General features: G+C 65.9%; 18 protein-coding genes. 5 read left to right on the top strand and 13 right to left on the bottom strand.

The window, feature by feature from the left end:
• Nucleotide 1 precedes the first annotated feature (1 nt).
• The 3 genes from BW991_RS22720 to BW991_RS22710 all read right to left on the bottom strand — a co-directional run bounded on the left by BW991_RS22720 (nucleotide 2) and on the right by BW991_RS22710 (nucleotide 2,953).
• Nucleotides 2-739: an amino acid ABC transporter permease gene (locus BW991_RS22720; protein ID WP_076604394.1), complete on the bottom strand. Its 738-nt coding sequence runs from the start codon at nucleotides 737-739 to the stop codon at nucleotides 2-4.
• 152 nt (nucleotides 740-891) lie between these two features.
• On the bottom strand, nucleotides 892-1,977 hold the full coding sequence (locus BW991_RS22715; protein ID WP_076604393.1) for a type II asparaginase: 1,086 nt from the start codon (nucleotides 1,975-1,977) through the stop codon (nucleotides 892-894).
• Nucleotides 1,978-2,047: 70 nt separating this feature from the next.
• Nucleotides 2,048-2,953, bottom strand: coding sequence for a glutamate/aspartate ABC transporter substrate-binding protein (locus BW991_RS22710; RefSeq protein WP_076604392.1), 906 nt, complete (start codon nucleotides 2,951-2,953; stop codon nucleotides 2,048-2,050).
• A gap of 346 nt (nucleotides 2,954-3,299) precedes the next feature.
• Here BW991_RS22710 and BW991_RS22705 point away from each other — a divergent pair, with 346 nt between their 5' ends.
• Nucleotides 3,300-4,169 carry an alpha/beta hydrolase gene (locus tag BW991_RS22705; RefSeq protein WP_244551793.1) on the top strand — a complete coding sequence of 290 codons (870 nt, stop codon included), beginning with the start codon at nucleotides 3,300-3,302 and terminating at the stop codon, nucleotides 4,167-4,169.
• A gap of 112 nt (nucleotides 4,170-4,281) precedes the next feature.
• On the opposite strand, the gene BW991_RS22700 is transcribed toward BW991_RS22705, so the two are convergent.
• Together BW991_RS22700 and BW991_RS22695 are read right to left on the bottom strand one after the other, a co-directional pair.
• A complete protein-coding gene (locus tag BW991_RS22700; RefSeq protein WP_076604390.1) occupies nucleotides 4,282-4,521 on the bottom strand; it encodes a hypothetical protein in 240 nt (79 codons plus the stop codon).
• 172 nt (nucleotides 4,522-4,693) lie between these two features.
• Nucleotides 4,694-5,356 (bottom strand): GntR family transcriptional regulator, encoded by a 663-nt coding sequence (locus BW991_RS22695; protein WP_170879162.1) that lies wholly within the window; start codon nucleotides 5,354-5,356, stop codon nucleotides 4,694-4,696.
• Between the two features lie 288 nt (nucleotides 5,357-5,644).
• Between BW991_RS22695 and BW991_RS22690 the strand changes: the two genes are divergently transcribed.
• From BW991_RS22690 to BW991_RS22680, 3 genes are all read left to right on the top strand, one after another.
• Nucleotides 5,645-7,018: a C4-dicarboxylate transporter DctA gene (locus BW991_RS22690; protein WP_076604389.1), complete on the top strand. Its 1,374-nt coding sequence runs from the start codon at nucleotides 5,645-5,647 to the stop codon at nucleotides 7,016-7,018.
• 79 nt (nucleotides 7,019-7,097) lie between these two features.
• On the top strand, nucleotides 7,098-8,132 hold the full coding sequence (gene alc, locus BW991_RS22685) for an allantoicase (RefSeq protein WP_076604388.1): 1,035 nt from the start codon (nucleotides 7,098-7,100) through the stop codon (nucleotides 8,130-8,132).
• Nucleotides 8,129-8,662: an ureidoglycolate lyase gene (locus BW991_RS22680; protein WP_076604387.1), complete on the top strand. Its 534-nt coding sequence runs from the start codon at nucleotides 8,129-8,131 to the stop codon at nucleotides 8,660-8,662. Before alc ends, BW991_RS22680 begins: the two co-directional genes overlap by 4 nt.
• Before the next feature lie 49 nt (nucleotides 8,663-8,711).
• Here BW991_RS22680 and BW991_RS22675 read toward each other — a convergent pair whose 3' ends face one another.
• Genes BW991_RS22675 through BW991_RS22660 form a run of 4 tightly spaced genes read right to left on the bottom strand, consistent with a single transcriptional unit; the run spans nucleotide 8,712 to nucleotide 11,974 of the window.
• Entirely contained in the window at nucleotides 8,712-9,320 is a 609-nt protein-coding gene (locus tag BW991_RS22675; protein ID WP_076604386.1) for a hypothetical protein, read from the bottom strand.
• A complete protein-coding gene (locus tag BW991_RS22670; protein WP_076604385.1) occupies nucleotides 9,317-9,931 on the bottom strand; it encodes an SCO family protein in 615 nt (204 codons plus the stop codon). Before BW991_RS22670 ends, BW991_RS22675 begins: the two co-directional genes overlap by 4 nt.
• Before the next feature lie 10 nt (nucleotides 9,932-9,941).
• Nucleotides 9,942-11,435, bottom strand: a complete 1,494-nt coding sequence (locus BW991_RS22665) for a cbb3-type cytochrome c oxidase subunit I (RefSeq protein ID WP_076604384.1) — start codon at nucleotides 11,433-11,435, stop codon at nucleotides 9,942-9,944.
• An 8-nt stretch (nucleotides 11,436-11,443) separates the two neighbouring features.
• Entirely contained in the window at nucleotides 11,444-11,974 is a 531-nt protein-coding gene (locus BW991_RS22660) for a cupredoxin domain-containing protein (RefSeq protein WP_088179660.1), read from the bottom strand.
• A 194-nt stretch (nucleotides 11,975-12,168) separates the two neighbouring features.
• Here BW991_RS22660 and BW991_RS22655 point away from each other — a divergent pair, with 194 nt between their 5' ends.
• On the top strand, nucleotides 12,169-13,515 hold the full coding sequence (locus BW991_RS22655; protein WP_076604382.1) for a sigma-54 interaction domain-containing protein: 1,347 nt from the start codon (nucleotides 12,169-12,171) through the stop codon (nucleotides 13,513-13,515).
• A 42-nt stretch (nucleotides 13,516-13,557) separates the two neighbouring features.
• Here the strand turns inward: BW991_RS22655 and BW991_RS22650 are convergent, their stop codons facing one another.
• From BW991_RS22650 to BW991_RS22635, 4 genes are all read right to left on the bottom strand, one after another.
• Nucleotides 13,558-13,905 (bottom strand): GFA family protein, encoded by a 348-nt coding sequence (locus BW991_RS22650; RefSeq protein WP_076604381.1) that lies wholly within the window; start codon nucleotides 13,903-13,905, stop codon nucleotides 13,558-13,560.
• Between the two features lie 98 nt (nucleotides 13,906-14,003).
• Nucleotides 14,004-14,642, bottom strand: a complete 639-nt coding sequence (locus tag BW991_RS22645; RefSeq protein ID WP_076604380.1) for a glutathione S-transferase — start codon at nucleotides 14,640-14,642, stop codon at nucleotides 14,004-14,006.
• 89 nt (nucleotides 14,643-14,731) lie between these two features.
• On the bottom strand, nucleotides 14,732-15,295 hold the full coding sequence (locus BW991_RS22640) for a hemerythrin domain-containing protein (RefSeq protein ID WP_076604379.1): 564 nt from the start codon (nucleotides 15,293-15,295) through the stop codon (nucleotides 14,732-14,734).
• A 200-nt stretch (nucleotides 15,296-15,495) separates the two neighbouring features.
• Nucleotides 15,496-15,978, bottom strand: a complete 483-nt coding sequence (locus BW991_RS22635) for a GNAT family N-acetyltransferase (protein ID WP_076604378.1) — start codon at nucleotides 15,976-15,978, stop codon at nucleotides 15,496-15,498.
• Nucleotides 15,979-15,981: the final 3 nt, after the last annotated feature.

Here is a 15,981-nt window from a genome sequence, read left to right as displayed (position 1 = left end):
TTCATTTGCCTCCGAGGTAACCGGGGACGCGCACGAGGCCTTCCACCTTGCGCATCAGGAGCATCACGACGACGTTGATCATCAGGTAGGCGACCGTCACCGCGACGAAGGACTCGTAGGGCTGTGCCGTGTAGTCGACCAGCTGGCGCCCCTGGGCGGCGAGTTCGAGGAGGCCGATCGTCGAGCACACCGCCGAGTTCTTGAACACGTTGAGGAATTCGGACGTGAGCGGCGGCACGACGAGGCGGAAGGCCATCGGCAGCATCACGTGGCGGTAGGTCTGCGGCAGCGTCAGGCCCAGCGCGAGGCCCGCGTTCTTCTGCCCGCGCGGCAGCGCGTTGATGCCCGAGCGCACCTGCTCGGCAACCCGCGCGCTGGTGAAGAAGCCCAGGCACACCATCGCTGCAATGAACTGCTGCGCGATCGGGTTCAGCGCCTTGAAGGCGTCGCCGGCTGCCGTGGGCAGCAGCTCCGGCAGCACGAAATACCAGAAGAACAGCTGCACCAGCAGCGGGATGTTGCGGAACATCTCGACGTAGGCCGTCGCCACACCGGAGAGCCCGCGATGCGGCACCGTGCGCAGCACGCCGACGACGGCACCCAGCAGCAGCGCGATCACCCACGCCGACAGCGACAGCAACAGCGTCGTCTGCAGACCGGCGATCATCCAGTCGAGGTAGGTGCCGTCATTGACGGCGCTGGGGAGCAGAAACACGCCCCAATTCCATTGGTATTCCATGCAAGACTCCAGAAACGTCGGAGAAAAAGGCCCCTGCGGCTGCGACAGGCACAGCCGTCCGCTGCCCCCGGCGCGCGCGGCGCCGGTGGTACGGGATGCTTCAGGGGCGGGAGCCCGGAACGAGCGTTCCGGGCGTTCGGCTCAAGCCGGGTTTAGTACTCCCAGAAGATGCGCTGCAATTCCTTGCTGTCCTGCGTCCGCGTCAGGGCGACCGCGGCGAGGATGCGCGCCTTCTGCGGGTTGAGGTCGTGGGAAACGACCCAGTCGTACTTGTCGTCGGGCTGTTCGGCGTTGCGCAGCACGAAGCCGCCGCTGGTCACGCGCGCCGAGCGGATCACCTGCACGCCCTTGCCGCGCAGCTCCTGCAGCACCGGCACGATGTGCTTGGCGACCGAGCCGTTGCCGGTGCCGGCGTGGATCACCGCCTTCACGCCCGCCTTGTCGAAGGCGCGGTAGGCCGCCTCGCTCATGTTGCCGTAGCCGTAGGCGACCTCGACCGGCGCGAGCTTCTCGATCTTGTCGATGTCGAACTCGGAGCTCGTCGTATGGCGCTTCACCGGAGCACGGAACCAGTAGCTCTTGCCCTCGACGACCATGCCCAGCGCGCCCCACGGGCTCTTGAAGGCCTCGGTGCGGATGTTGATCGCCTTCGTGACGTCGCGACCGCTCTGGATCTCGTCGTTCATCGTCACCAGCACGCCCTTGCTGCGCGCATCCTTGGCCGCCGCGACGGCGACCGCGTCGTACAGGTTGAGCATGCCGTCGGCCGACAGCGCGGTGCCCGGGCGCATTGCGCCGACCACGACGATGGGCTTGTCGGTATGCACGACGAGGTTCAGGAAGAAGGCCGTCTCCTCCAGCGTGTCGGTGCCGTGTGTGATCACGATGCCGTCGACGTCGTCCTGCTTCGCCAGCGCCGAGACGCGCTTGCCCAGCGTCATCAGCTGCTCGTTGGTGAAGCTTTCCGAGGCGATCTGGAACACCTGCTCGCCGCGCACGTCGGCGACGTCGGCCAGTTCCGGCACGCCGGCGATGAGCTTGTCGACCGGCACCTTGGCGGCCTGGTAGGTCGCGCTGTTCGCGGCGGTGGCCCCCGCTCCGGCGATTGTGCCGCCGGTGGCGAGGATGACGACTTTGCTCTTGGCATCGGCGAAAGCGGTGCTGCTGGACAGCGCCAGCGCGGCGATCAGCGCCAGCGTGCGGCCGGCGGTCCAGCCCTTGTGGTTGCGAACCTGCATCTCGAGTCTCCTGAAGCGGCCCCGCACGGGGGCCTTTTGTATTTTTGAGGTGGGGTCGGGGTCCGGGCGATCACTCGAAGGGACGGTCGTTCGGCTCCTTGAAAAGCTTCTTCATCGCATCCGAGATCGGGAAGCCGAGGTTGATGTTCTTCGGCGGAATCGACGCCAGGAACCATTTGTTATAGATCGCCTCGGCCTCGCCGGAGGTCATCGTCTTCGCGATCGCGGCATCGACCACCTTCTTGAAGGCCGGATCGTCCTTGGCCATCATGCAGCCGTAGGCTTCATACGATTGCGGCGTGCCGGTGATCACCCAGTCGGCCGGGCGCTTGGCCTTGGCGAGTTCGCCGTAGAGCAGCGCGTCGTCCATCATGAAGGCCACTGCGCGGCCGGTTTCCAGCGTCAGGAAGGATTCGCCATGGTCCTTGGCGCTGATGATGTTCATGCCGAGCTTCTTCTCCTCGTTCATCCTGCGCAGCAGGCGTTCCGAGGTCGTGCCGGCGGTCGTCACGACGTTCTTGCCCGCGAGCTGCTCGAAGTCCTGCACGCCCGAATCCTTCTTGGCCATCAGGCGCGTGCCGACGACGAAGATGGTGTTCGAGAAGGCGACCTGCTTCGCGCGCTCGCTGTTGTTCGTCGTCGAGCCGCACTCGATCGACACGGTGCCGTTCTGCACCAGAGGAATGCGGTTCTGCGAGGTCACCGGCATCATGCGCACCTGCAGGCTCGGCATCTTCAGCTCGGCTTTGACCGCCTCGACGACCTTCAGCATCATCTCCTGCGAATAGCCGACCACCTGCTGGTTCTGGTCGTAGTAGGAGAAGGGGATCGAGGATTCGCGATGGCCGAGCGTGATCGTCCCGGTCTCCTTGATCTTCTGCAGCGTATTGGCCTGCGCGACGGCGGGCATGAGGGCGACGGCGCCGGTGATCAGGGCGGCGAGGGTGGCATTCAGGGGCTTGCGCAGCAGCATCATGTCTCCTTTGGTATGGCGGGATAAACAATCCCGATGGCCATATCCATTGCAGACGGCGTGCCAGGTTTTTTGCTGCGCCGCGCAACGCGCCAAGCCCGTGAAATCCGCGATCTGCCGGGGGCCGCGTTGTGCGGCTTCGTTCGGAAACCCGAACCCGGACCCTTGGGAGCGTTCGGATTTCCGAACGCTCGCCCCGTTAGCCGACACCTTTTGCTGAACGACCCCGCGCTGCCCCCTGCTCCGCACGCCTCGCAGTCATCCCCCTCGCCGCCAAATTGTGCGGGATACCACAACCATGAGACTGTGAACCGATTGCCGAGGCTTCGGGGAGCCTGCCATTACGCTCGTGACCGCCCTCTTTCTTCTCGCCGGTGCCGCAACCGTACTCGTCACGCTGCGCGCCGCCGCGCATTACGCGATACGCGCGAGCCTCGCCGCGCCACGCATCCGCGAGACCGAGACGCCCGCTGCCCGTGGCCTCGCCTTCGAGACGGTGCGCATCCCGACGGCGAACGACAGGCAGCTTCACGCCTGGCTGATCCCAGCCGCGGCGGCAGGCCGCGCACCCGCCGTCGTGATCGTGCACGGTTGGGGCGGCAACGCGCAGATGATGCTGCCGCTGGCCGCTCCGCTGCATCGTGCCGGCTTCGCCACGCTGCTCATCGATGCACGTTGCCACGGGCTCTCGGACGCCGACAGCTTCGCCTCGCTGCCGCGCTTCGCCGAAGATGCGAGCCACGCCTGCAACTGGCTCGCAGCTCGTGCGGAGATCGACCCGCGGCGCATCGCGCTGCTGGGGCACTCCGTCGGCGCCGGTGCAGTGCTTCTCGCCGCCGCACGCCGCGACGACATTGCGGCAGTGGTCAGCGTCTCCGCCTTCGCACACCCGCAGGAGATGATGGGCCGCTGGCTCGCCGGCAGGCGCCTTCCGGCGATCGTGACGCGCTACGTCCTCGGCCATGTGGAGCGCACCATCGCGCACCGGTTCGACGACATTGCCCCGCTGCGCAGCATCACCCGGCTGAACTGCCCGGTGCTGCTGGTGCACGGCGAACAGGATACGGTCGTCCCCCCGGCCGACGCCCATCGAATCCAGGCCGCCGCCCGCCCGGGCACGGTCGAGCTCCTGATCCTGCCCGGCGATCACGAATCCTTCATCGACCTGGAACGCGAGATCGCGGGTGTTGTGGCCTTCCTTCAGCGCGCCGGGCTGTAGGGGTGTTCGCGGAAGGCGGCGATGAGTCAGGGATGACGCTCGAGCGCCAGCGCCACGCCCACGGCCGTGTCCACGAAAGCGGCGCCGTTCAACAGGAAGCAACGTCCATCGGCTAAGCCTCCGGGTCGTTCTTCCTCGCCCCGCGCAAGTTCAGCGCGAAGAGCCCGAACTGCAGCGCGATCAGCGCGTAAGCACCGTCGTGCCAGCCCCAGATCGCCCACAGCACATTGCTCGCGATGAACCACCCGAAGCCCCAATTGCGTTTCCGCTTGTGTTGCGACGCAACGAGCCATGCCGCGACCAGCGTCGTCAGCATCGCCGGCCACTGAAGCGCGTCGAGCAATTCGTTCATCGTCTCGCCTCGTCCGGATTCACCTGGATCTTCCCCGGATAGCAATCCGCTCCGCTGCGCCGGTTTTCGTACGCATCTCGCCTCCTCGATCGTCGTGTCCCGAGGAGCAAGACACCGCTCAGCACATCGGGTTTCCGCCTCTCACCCTCGGAGCGCCCCCAAGCAAGGGCCCTCAGGCAAAGATGCCCCACCAGCGCAGGGTCTGTTCGAAATGCCGGCGCACCGCCTCGGCCGCCGCCTGTTCGTCACCGCCGATGATCGCATCGATGATCGCGACGTGCTCCTCCATCGCCGGCACGATGCGGTCCGGCAGCAGCGGACGCGAGTGCTGCATCACCGAGATGCGGTCGCGGTTCTGGGCGTAGATCTCGCGCACGGTCGCGTTGCCGAGGGCGCCCGACAGCGTCGAATGCAGCGACCAGTCGACCGCCATCGCCTCGCGTTGCAGCGAGGCAGTGATGCCGGTTCGCGCGGCATCGAGGAGACGGATGTGGATCTCGCGCAGCTCGGCGAGGCGCTTGCCCTCCCCCTGCCGCACCAGGCGGCGCGCGCCTTCCTGGTCGAAGATCAGGCGCAGGTCGAAGTATTCGCGGACGAGGTCCGGCGTCGCTTCCATCACCGCAACGCCGCGCTTGGGCAGCACATTCAGCAGCCCCGCCGACTCGGCACGTTTCACTGCCTCGCGCACCGGCGCGAGCGGCAGATCGACCATGCGCGCGAGGTCCGGCATCGACACGAACTGGCCGGCGCGCAGCTGTCCACCGGTCAGCATCGCCTTCAGTGCGTTGAGTGCCTTTTCGGCAAGCAGCAAACCTTCACCATCCGGCATGTTCATACGTCTGCCTCTCCAAGATTGCCCAAATGGTACACCCGTGCCGCGACAGGGCAAATGTCGGATGACATGTGATCCACATCCATAAAAAAATTTTTTATTGACTAATAAGTGACACGCCAACTAACATGTCAGTACACATTTGAGAAAGCATCTGCGGCGGACACACCGACCCGGTGACCGTTCGACGGATGGCCGAAGCCCCGGAGTTCCACACCAAAGGTCCGAGACGACACGGCACACGAGCGGTTGCGATACGCAGCCTTCTTCATCCGGTTCGCGAGGTGAACCATGCATAAACGTTTTCACAAGACCCTGTTCGGCCAGGTGGTCATCGCCCTGATCCTTGGCGTCGTCGTCGGCTTCGTATGGCCGGAGTTCTCGGTCCAGCTCAAGCCGCTCGGCGATGGCTTCATCAAGCTGATCAAGATGATCATCGCCCCCCTCGTCTTCTGCGTCGTCGTCCACGGCATCTGCAGCACCGGCGACCTGAAGAAGGTCGGCCGGGTCGGCGTCAAGGCGGTCGTCTACTTCGAGATCGTCACGACCTTCGCACTCGCACTCGGCATCGTTCTCGCCTACGTGCTGCAGCCCGGCGTCGGCATGAACGTCGACCCGAAATCGCTCGACGCCTCGGCGATGAGCGGCCTCACCGAGCGCGTGCATCAGGCGACCAGCACCGTCGACTTCCTGATGAAGGTCATCCCGGCGACCTTCTTCGACGCCTTCGCCAAGGGTGACATCCTGCAGGTGCTGCTGATCGCGATCCTGTTCGGCTGCGCGGTCGCGGCCCTCGGCGAACGCGGCAAGCCGGTCACCGCTGCGATCGACAGCCTCGCGCACGTGTTCTTCAAGCTGATCGGCTTCATCGTCAAGCTCGCCCCGCTCGGCGTGCTCGGCGCCATCGCCTTCACCGTCGGCAAGTACGGCATCGGCTCGCTCAAGCAGCTCGGCATGCTGGTCGCGCTCTTCTACGTCACCTGCGCGATCTTCGTCGTCGGCGTGCTCGGCTTCATCCTGCGGCTGGCCGGCTTCAACATCTTCAAGCTGCTGCGCTACCTGCGCGAGGAACTGCTGGTCGTGCTCGGCACCGCCTCGTCCGACTCCGTGCTGCCGCAGGTGATGCGCAAGCTCGAGCTGATGGGCATCAAGGACTCCACCGTCGGCCTCGTGATCCCGACCGGCTACTCCTTCAACCTCGACGGCTTCTCGATCTACCTGACGCTCGCCGCGGTGTTCATCGCCCAGGCCACCAACACACCGCTGTCGATGGTCGACCTGCTCACGATCCTGGCGATTTCGCTGGTGACATCCAAGGGCGCCCACGGCGTACCAGGCTCGGCAATCGTGATCCTGGCCGCAACCCTGAGCGCGATTCCCGCGATTCCGGCGATCGGGCTCGTGCTGGTGCTCTCGGTCGACTGGTTCATGGGCATGGCCCGTGCGTTGACCAACATGATCGGCAACTGCGTCGCAACCGTCGTCGTCGGCGTGTGGGAGAAGGACATCGACCGCCAGCGCGCAAACAAGGTGCTCGACCGCGAAATCGTGATCGACCTGAACGCCCTGGCCGGCACGCCCGCGCCGCAAGCGACGGTACCCGGCCCGCTCGCCGCGGAAGCCCTCCCCATCGACCCGCTCGCCGCCGGCGCCCGCAGCGCCTGACGGGCTCGCAAACAGAACGGCACCCGCAGCGGCCAACGCTGCGGGCAATATATCCACCATCCCCGACAAGGAAGACACAATGAGTCATAACACCGGCAGCATCCGCATCGCCGAACCCGCCGTCCTGCCCGACTGGGCCGCCCGCTCGGTCGACCTCGCCAACCCGAGGATCGGCGCCAAGGCGCTCTACGCCTCCGACGACTTCTTCGCCGAAGTCGCGCGCATGTTGAACCCCGAGCCCGCCCAGTTCGTCCCCGGCAAATACGACGACAACGGCAAGTGGATGGACGGCTGGGAGACCCGCCGCAAGCGCACCACCGGTCACGACTGGTGCCTCGTCAAGCTTGGCCGCAAGGGGACGATCCGCGGCTTCGACGTCGACACCAGCCACTTCACCGGCAACTACGCGCCGGCGGTGTCGATCGAGGCCACCGTCTCGGACAGCGACGACGTCGCCGCGCTCAAGGACGCGAAGTGGGTCGAGATCCTCCCCTCCACCTCGCTCTCCGGCAACAGCCACCACCTGCTGCGCGCGAACTCCGACGCTGCCTTCACCCACCTGCGCGTGAACATCTACCCCGACGGCGGCATCGCGCGGCTGCGCGTGTATGGCCAGCCGGTCGGCGTGTTCGAAGGACGTGGCGACGAGCTCGTCGATCTGGTCGCACTGGAGAACGGTGGCCGCCCGGTCGCGTGGAACGACGCGCACTTCGGCACCGCCGCAAACCTCATCCTGCCCGGGCGCGGCATCAACATGGGCGATGGCTGGGAAACCCGCCGCCGCCGCGAACCCGGCAACGACTGGTGCATCCTGCAGCTGGGTGCCGCCGGCACGATCGAGAAGATCGAGGTCGACACCGCCCACTTCAAGGGCAACTACCCCGACCGCTGCTCCATCCAGGCCGCCTTCGTCGACGGCGGCACCGACCAGTCCGTGATCACCCAGAGCATGTTCTGGCCCGTGCTGCTGCCGGAACAGAAACTCAGCATGGATGCCATCCACAGCTTCGCCGAGCAGATCGCCAAGCTCGGCCCCGTCACCCACGTGCGTCTGAACATCATCCCGGACGGCGGCGTCTCGCGTCTGCGTCTGTGGGGCAAGGTGGCGCGATGACCGCCCTGCCCTTGCGGGCGGACGTACCGGAACCGCGGCACATCGTCGCCGAAGCGCTGACACCCGCAGCCTTCGCGCCCTTCGGTGACGTGATCGAGGCGACGGACGCGGCGCACCGCTTCACGATCAACGGCGGCAACACCGAGCGCTTCCACGACCTCGCGAAAATCGACCCTGGCCCCGACGGCCGCACGATCGTGTCGATCTTCCGCGGCCAGCCGCGGGCTCTGCCGTTCACGGTGACGATGATGGAGCGCCACCCGCTCGCCAGCCAGGCCTTCATGCCGCTGTCGGCACGCGCCTATCTCGTCGTCGTCGCCCCCGCGGGCGACGCCCCGCGCGCCGCCGACCTGCGCGTGTTCCTCGCACGCGGCGACCAGGGCATCAACTACGCGCGCGGCGTGTGGCACCACCCGCTGCTCGCGCTCGATGGCGTCTGCGACTTCCTCGTCATCGACCGCGCCGGCCCCGGCCACAACTGCGAGGAGATCACCCTCGACGAAGCGGTCCTGATCGAGCCCCCCCGCTAAGCGGTGCGCCCGGCACGTAGCGACGCCGGGCCGTGACAGGAACACACTGTCACGGCCCGTGGACGGCGCGCGGATTTCCCACGGGGGGACCAGCAACGAACAGGTGGCCAAGCCACGCGGCAAACAGCAGCAAAGCAAGCTTGACCATGAGCCATCCGGCGCTTGCCTGCTGATCGACGAGGTAGCTGTTGCACAACCGCTGCGGCGCGGCGATGTACAGCCACCCGAGCACGGCCAGCATGCTGATGAAGTTGGTCCACACGAATCCGCGGCCGATGATGCCGAGCCGGCGCCACGCGAGCGCCAGCGGCAGGCCGACGAGCGTCGGGAGACTGACGAACTTCGCCACCTCGACGAGCGGATGCGCGAGCGCGTCGTCGAGCGCACGCGGCAGCATCCACCAGCTCGACGCGAAGAACGCCATCACGACAAGCGGTATCGGGCCGCCGGCAATGGCGAGGAGCCGCTCCTGGTGGCGCGCTCCTAGCAGGCGACAGGCGGCGAAGCCGATCGCGGCGAGAAGCGGAATCTGCACCAGCATGTGGCCGCTCATCGTCGCTTCGAGCCAGCTCCGTACGGGCGGGGCGGCGAGCAACAGGTACAGCGCGCCGAGAGCGCAGAAGCCGATACGGGCGCGATCGGGAGCGATGGCTGTCACAGTGTCTCCACGAGCTTCGCGGCAAATTGCAGCGGCGCATCGAGATCGCTGATCTCGACGAGCCGGCCGTCGCGGCCGACGAGGTGGATCGCGGCGTTGTGCTCGAAGCCGCCGAAGCGGTCGGCGATGACGACGACACCGAACGCCTCCAGCAGCGCCCGCAGCTGCGCCGCATCGCGCACCCGCGCGAGCCGCCAATGCTCGCCGTCGGCGCCGTGGGCGATGCCGTAAGCCTTGAGACTCGCGGGATCGTCGCGCTCAGGGTCGAAGCTGATGCTCAGCAACGCGACATCCCGCCCAAGGGCTTCGGCCGGCACGCGGTCGCGAATCTGCCGGAACGCCATGCCGAGGCTGTTGCAGATCGTGGTGCAGCGGGTGTAGATGACCTCGACCGCGAGCAGGCGCCCGCGGTAGTCGTCGAGATTGAAGACGCGGCCGTCCTGGTCTTCGAGGACGGCCGCGGGCAAGGGGCGCGGCGCGCGCAATATGTCCACCCGCCGCGCGGTCTCCGCGGTGAATGCGGTGAAGCCGTCGGTGCCCCACCAGAAGGCGCCGCTGCCGAGGACGGTCACCAGCGCCGTGACGGCGACGCTGCGCGCGACGGCGCTCATGTGCCGCGACTCACGCAGTGGCAGGCCGCGCGACCGGGGCGCGCTGGTAGTCGTGCCGCGCCAGCCCGATGCGGGAGAAGAAGCGGCCGACGAACAGCAGCGACGAGGCGATCACCAGCATCGCGAACACCGCCCCGATGCGGTCGTACGGCACCCATTCGGGGAGATGGGCGGCGTAGCGGCGGGCGACGCTTTCCTTTCCGGAATACAGGAAGCTCAGCGTGAAGCCGAGCACCGACGCGGTGAAGAGCCAGAACGCGATGCGATCGATCAGCCGATCGTCGGCCTCGTGGTCGGGCTTGCCGAGGTAGTACATGAAGCCGAACACCATCGCCACCATGCCGAGCAGCAGGTAGGTGTGGAAGTGCCCCGGCACCCACAGCGTGTTGTGCATCACATAGTTCACGGTGATGGTGCCGTCGATGAAGGCCGGCATCGCGCCCGCGGCCCAGCCGAACAGCGACAGGAACAGCAGCTTCGACGCCATGTCCCAGCGGATGCCCGAACGATAGACGATCATCAGCGCGCCGTAGCCGGTGACGACCAGGATAGGCACGGTGTTGAGATAGCCGATGATGTGGCCCATCACCAGCATCCATTTCGGAAACGCGAAGTCCATCAGCAGGTGGTGCGGGAAGATGAACATCACCATCAGCGTCGAGGCGGTCCACGACGCGAGGAAGACCTTGTTCGACTTCCATGGCCGCTGCGTGTAGCGCGGGAGGATTTCGTAGACCGCAATCACCGCCATGTAGATCGTCGCGTTGATGAAGATGTGGCCGAAGAAATAGATCATGCCCTTCGCCAGCAGCGGATCGATGTCGAAGCCGGGCACGTAGAGGTTCACCAGCATCATCGTCAGGATGCTCGCGCCGACCACCAGACCGATGACATTGACGACCGTGACCATCGCGCTGGCGACGACCGTCGGCGGCGGCGCCTTGCCGTCGTCGTGGCCGAAAAGCTGCGGCCAGCCGAGCGCGCGGGCGAAGTTGCCGTAGCGCGCGACGATCGCGCGGGCGATGTCCAGATGCAGAAGCAGGAATCCCACGCCGATGACGAGCAGCCCGCCCATGAAAAGTGCCGCGGCGCCCGGGCTCCACATGCCCATCGACTTGCCCGGCAGCGGGAACAGGAAGGTCCACGCGCCATGGAAGTGTCCGATCAGCACGCTACCGAGGATCATCACGACGCCGGCAAGGAACAGCACGAGGTTGGCGATGAAGATGCGCGACGACAGGTCGACGTACTGGCGCAGGAAGTGCCACATCACCGACGCGCCGGCGATCGCGGCGATACCGACCATGCCGGCGCCGTGCAGCGTCATCAGTTCGTAGAAGCGGTCCGCGCCGATCGAGATCCACTGCGCCTGCTCCAGCCGCATCAGCAGGCCGAAGACCATCATCAGCAGCAGCACTGCGGCGGAGGTCGCGAGATAGGCCAGCACGCCGGCCTTTGCCCCGTGGTCCGGGGTGTGTTCGTAGGTGTAGGTCGCCACGTTCATGTCCTCCGTTACTGAGCGACGACCCGGATCTCGGTCATCATGTTGTGGTGGGCGACGCCGCAGTACTCCATGCACAGGACCTTGTAGGTTCCGGCCTCGGCGAAGGTGTGGCGCAGCGTGTTCGTGTAGCCCGGCATCGCCTGCGTCTGCGCGACCAGATGCAGATTGGCGTCGTAGATGCCGAAGCCGTGATTGACGTCCGCGCTGGTCACGCGGAACTCGACCGGCTGGCCCGCGGCGACGTGGTCCCGGCTCAGTTCCCAGCGCCACTGGTAACCGGTCGCGTCGACGACCTGCACCGCCCCCGAACCGGCGCGTGCGCGTGCTGCGTCGTACGGCAGATCCAGCAATGTGTAGATCATGGCCGGACCGAATACCAGAACCAGCCCCCAGAACAGCCGCGTACGCAGGCGATAGGCGCTCTTCTGCAGCGGCGTGTAGTCGTCCTGGCGCCGGCCGGAATTGATGGCGACAAAGGCAAAGCCGAACGCGACGAGCGTCATCAGCACAAGCGATATTTGCCAAGCGATTGGTTGCACGGTGGATTCTCCTGTCATGCGATCGTCTTCGGGACGGAACGTCCCCCGTGCATTCACTTAGCCAGCACCGTGCCACCTTCTGCAAACGATTGATCCCAATCATTTTTCGTAGCGGCGATCGCTGTTGAAATGTGGTCGCCAGCACAACTGAACGTTCACGTTGAACGTTCAGTCTGAACGGAAGGAGGATTTCGATGCCGAGTCTGGCGACCTTGAGAGTGTTTCTCGACAGCCTCGAAGAAGGCGTGCTGTTTCTGGATTCCACGCGTCGCGTGCTCGAGATGAATAGCGCCGCCGCGCGGATGATTGGGCGCGACAATCCGCGCGTGGTCGATGCACTGTGCCCGACCTTGTTCCCCGGCACGGAGTGTGCCCGCGCCTGCGAAGCGCGCGGGCAATGTTCGCTGACCCCGGCGAAGGGCGAGGACGACAAGATCCAGGACATCGTGATCCCCTCGCCTGCAGGCATCGACGTCCCGCTGCGCATGTGGGCGATGCTGTTGCCGCCGAACGAATCCGGGCTGTACTGCGCGATCATCCTGCGCGACCGCTCACGCGAGCTGGAACTGGAAGCCGAGGTCCGCGACCGCTGGCAGCTCGGCGGACTCACTGGCCGCAGCCGCGCGATGCAGGACTTCTACCAGAAGGCGCTGCGCGTCGCGGCGAGCGAAGCGAACGTGTTGATCACCGGCGAAAGCGGCGTCGGCAAGGAGTTGGTCGCCCGCGCGCTGCACGACAATTCGCCGCGCGCGAAAGGCCCGTACGTGGCCGTGCATTGCGCTTCGCTGCCGGAGAACCTGCAGGAATCCGAACTCTTCGGTCACGCGAAAGGTTCGTTTTCCGGCGCCACCGGCGCGCGCATCGGCCGTTTCGAGGCGGCCAACGGCGGCACGCTGCTGCTCGACGAAATCGGCGAGATTTCTCCCGCGACGCAGACCCGGCTGCTGCGCGTGCTGCAGGAACGAGAGATCGTGCGTGTGGGCGAAAATCATCCGCGCAAGGTGGATGTACGCGTCGTCGCGGCGACACACCGCGATCTGGCTGCGCTGGTCGCCCGCGGCGAGTTTCGTGAGGATCTCTATTACCGTCTGCACGTCCTTCCGCTGCACGTGCCGGCGTTGCGAGAGCGCCGGGAGGACATCGCACTGCTCGCGAGCCAGTTGCTCGGCGAACTGAGCGGACGCTACCACCGGCCCGAGCTGCGACTGTCGCCGGAGGCAATCGTGGCGATGGAGTCCTACCCCTGGCCCGGGAATGTGCGGCAACTGTTCAACGCGCTGGAATATGCGGTCGTGAACTCGGATGGGACGACGATCCTGCCGCGACACCTGCTGCCCGACGTGGCGGCGCGGATCGAGTCGCCACCCGCCGCACCAGTGCCCTTGTCGCTGACGCGCTACTACGCGACACCACTGCCGCCGGACGAGGAGCACGCGCAGATCCGCCGCATGCTCGACGCGTGCGGCGGAAACAAGGCCGAGGCCGCCCGTCGCCTCGGCATGTCGCGCACGACCTTGTGGAAGCGGCTCAACCGCGCCTGAGCCGATCGGCAGCGGGCGTCCTGGCCCGGCGGGCAGGAGCGGCTAGCGCGAGCGCCCGTCGAAGTGCTTCACGGGCAGGGACGCGAGCTTCACGCCCTCCAGGCAACGCACGTTGATCGCCGCCATGCGGTTGCCCTGCGGATCCGTCCCTTCGCCGAACGGGTGGATGCCGCAAGTCGGGCAGAAGCGATGCTTGATCGTGTGCGTATTGAAGGTGTAGGTGCTGAGCTTGTCCTCCGGCGTCAGCAGGCGCAGCTTGTCGCGCGGAACGAACCACATCAACGCCCCCTTGCGCGAGCATATCGAGCAGTTGCAGTCCATCACCTGGGTGAGTTCGCCTTCGACCTCGAAGGTCACCTGACCGCAATGGCAGCTACCCTTGTAGATCATCACCTTGCTCCTTTCATCGGATTCGGCTCCGACGGAAACTCACCGACAGGACGATGCCGAGGAAGAGCCCGTCGAATACGATCAGCCTCCCCCTGCCCTTAGCCTGCGTGCCGATATGTACCCGCACCGTACTGCGCCGCGAGAAATTCCGGTAGGGCTTCGGCCTTGGCCGAAAGCGCCGCCAGGTTCGGATAGTTCGCTGCCGGGACCACCTCGGGATGCGTCTGCTGCGTGAAGTGCCACGCGATCGCCGTCGTCACGCCCGCCTGGTCGATCGTCGCGCTCGTCACCGCGAGCGGTCGCCGCTTCACCTCCTGCTCCAATGCGCCAAAGGCGGCAAGCAGCTGTCCGGTGACGCGCTCGACCCACGGTTCGTGCCTTTTCTCGGGCGGACGCTGTCCACGCTCGTAGATGATCTGCACACTCTTCTCGCACGCCGCCAGCGCCAGCCCGATCACGCGCAGCGCGTGCTGAAGCTCCGCCACGGACGTGGGCATCAGGCTGCGACCCGGCCGGGCGAGCGCTTCGGCATATTCCAGGATCAGCGTCGAATCCATCAGCACCTCGCCGTCGTCGCAGATGAACGACGGCGCCTTCACCACGGGATTGATCGCCTGGAATTCGGGGAAATTGCGGAACACCGACAGCGACTGGTGTTCGAAGCGCAGCCCGAGAAGCTGCATGGAAACCGCCACGCGGCGGACGTAGGGCGAGTCGAGCATGCCGATCAGTTTCATTGTCACTCCTCGAGTGTGCGAATCGAATCAGGCGGATGCGAGGGACCGACGCGCCGGGATCCTGCCGCGGGCGCCCGTCCGGACCCGCCTCACGCCGCGGGAAGGTACATCGGATAGAGGATATCCTCCTCCCGCCGGATCCGGCTCACCAGGGCTTGCCCGATCGCCGCGAGATCCTTCCGGAATGCCCCGGCGAGTTCGGAGTGGCGGCCCAGCTCCTTGTACTTGTCCAGAAAATCGACGACGGCGCGTCCGATGCCGTCCATTTCGTGTCGAAACTCGCGCATCAGCTGGTGACTGACCGCGTCCGGCCGCAGGGAATGCTCCAGATAGACGTAGAGCCGGACGTTTTCCTTGAGCAGATGATCCATGAGCGCGATCCTGAACTCCTCCAACCGCCTCTGCACGACATCGAGCCGCCCGCCGTCGAGGGCCGCAGCGATGGCCGCATGGATATCCAGCAAAGCCACGTGATCCTGCATGAGTGCGGAGATCAGGGCCGGATCGTGGCGGATCTGCGTGCCCGGCGCAGCGGCTCCCGTCGCCGGATTGGCGGGCGCACGGACCGGCGCTGGTCCGGATGAGTCGCCCGCTGCCACCGCGGCCGGTGCCGCCCCCTTGATCCTGCCGAACAGCTTGTCGAGTAGGAACATGTTTCCCTCAGTGAAACAACGGTCATTCGCCAACTCGAGCGCGGCCGGATTCCTGGGGCTGGACCAGTCCTTCTACGGATAAGGGATTCGAGCCGCCGATCGATCCAAAAAGCATACACGGCCTTCATGGCAGGTTCTACCATGAAGGGAACATGGGAATAGGCTTCCACGCCCGCGCCGCGAGTGCGGCTGCCTTGCGATCAGGGCGCCCGGCAATAGAACTTCGAATCGACCGCCATCACGGGAAAACTCGCCGGCAGGTCAGCTCGGGCGATTTCGCGGAAGCCATTTTTCTCGTAGAAGCGATGCGCCGCAAGGAACTTCGCCGTCGTGCCGAGAAACACGTCATGCACATCGCATGTCCGGCACCACTCCAGCAGGGTTTCAAGCAGGTGCCGCGCGACGCCATTCCCCCCGCCGCGGTGCGAGGCCTTCACGAACATCTTGCGCAGTGCCGCCTGGTTCGCGCCGATATCGAGCAAGCCGATGGTCCCGACGGGCAGGCCGCCGTCCAGCGCAACCCAGAAATTGCCGCGCCCCTGCTGATAGAAGCCGGGGATGTTGCGCAGATCGGGTTGCCCCTCCAGCGTGATCGGGATACCGAATTCGGATTGCTGGATGGGCAGGATCACGTCGACGACACCGTCGGCATGCGCCGGCGAGTAAGGGACGATCTCGATCATTCC

Origin of the sequence: Aromatoleum tolulyticum (assembly GCF_900156155.1) — a bacterium.
Taxonomy (GTDB): Bacteria; Pseudomonadota; Gammaproteobacteria; order Burkholderiales; family Rhodocyclaceae; genus Aromatoleum; species Aromatoleum tolulyticum.
This window is presented reverse-complemented; position numbering and strand designations above follow the sequence as displayed.

Coding starts and splice junctions, on each gene's coding strand:
- alc (WP_076604388.1), top strand. CDS start 7,098: ATGAGTCATAACACCGGCAGCATCCGCATCGCCGAACCCGCCGTCCTG.
- BW991_RS22640 (WP_076604379.1), bottom strand. CDS start 15,295: ATGTTCCTACTCGACAAGCTGTTCGGCAGGATCAAGGGGGCGGCACCG.
- BW991_RS22665 (WP_076604384.1), bottom strand. CDS start 11,435: ATGAACGTGGCGACCTACACCTACGAACACACCCCGGACCACGGGGCA.
- BW991_RS22700 (WP_076604390.1), bottom strand. CDS start 4,521: ATGAACGAATTGCTCGACGCGCTTCAGTGGCCGGCGATGCTGACGACG.
- BW991_RS22645 (WP_076604380.1), bottom strand. CDS start 14,642: ATGAAACTGATCGGCATGCTCGACTCGCCCTACGTCCGCCGCGTGGCG.
- BW991_RS22650 (WP_076604381.1), bottom strand. CDS start 13,905: ATGATCTACAAGGGTAGCTGCCATTGCGGTCAGGTGACCTTCGAGGTC.
- BW991_RS22720 (WP_076604394.1), bottom strand. CDS start 739: ATGGAATACCAATGGAATTGGGGCGTGTTTCTGCTCCCCAGCGCCGTC.
- BW991_RS22715 (WP_076604393.1), bottom strand. CDS start 1,977: ATGCAGGTTCGCAACCACAAGGGCTGGACCGCCGGCCGCACGCTGGCG.
- BW991_RS22655 (WP_076604382.1), top strand. CDS start 12,169: ATGCCGAGTCTGGCGACCTTGAGAGTGTTTCTCGACAGCCTCGAAGAA.
- BW991_RS22695 (WP_170879162.1), bottom strand. CDS start 5,356: ATGAACATGCCGGATGGTGAAGGTTTGCTGCTTGCCGAAAAGGCACTC.
- BW991_RS22635 (WP_076604378.1), bottom strand. CDS start 15,978: ATGATCGAGATCGTCCCTTACTCGCCGGCGCATGCCGACGGTGTCGTC.
- BW991_RS22670 (WP_076604385.1), bottom strand. CDS start 9,931: ATGAGCGCCGTCGCGCGCAGCGTCGCCGTCACGGCGCTGGTGACCGTC.
- BW991_RS22680 (WP_076604387.1), top strand. CDS start 8,129: ATGACCGCCCTGCCCTTGCGGGCGGACGTACCGGAACCGCGGCACATC.
- BW991_RS22690 (WP_076604389.1), top strand. CDS start 5,645: ATGCATAAACGTTTTCACAAGACCCTGTTCGGCCAGGTGGTCATCGCC.
- BW991_RS22710 (WP_076604392.1), bottom strand. CDS start 2,953: ATGATGCTGCTGCGCAAGCCCCTGAATGCCACCCTCGCCGCCCTGATC.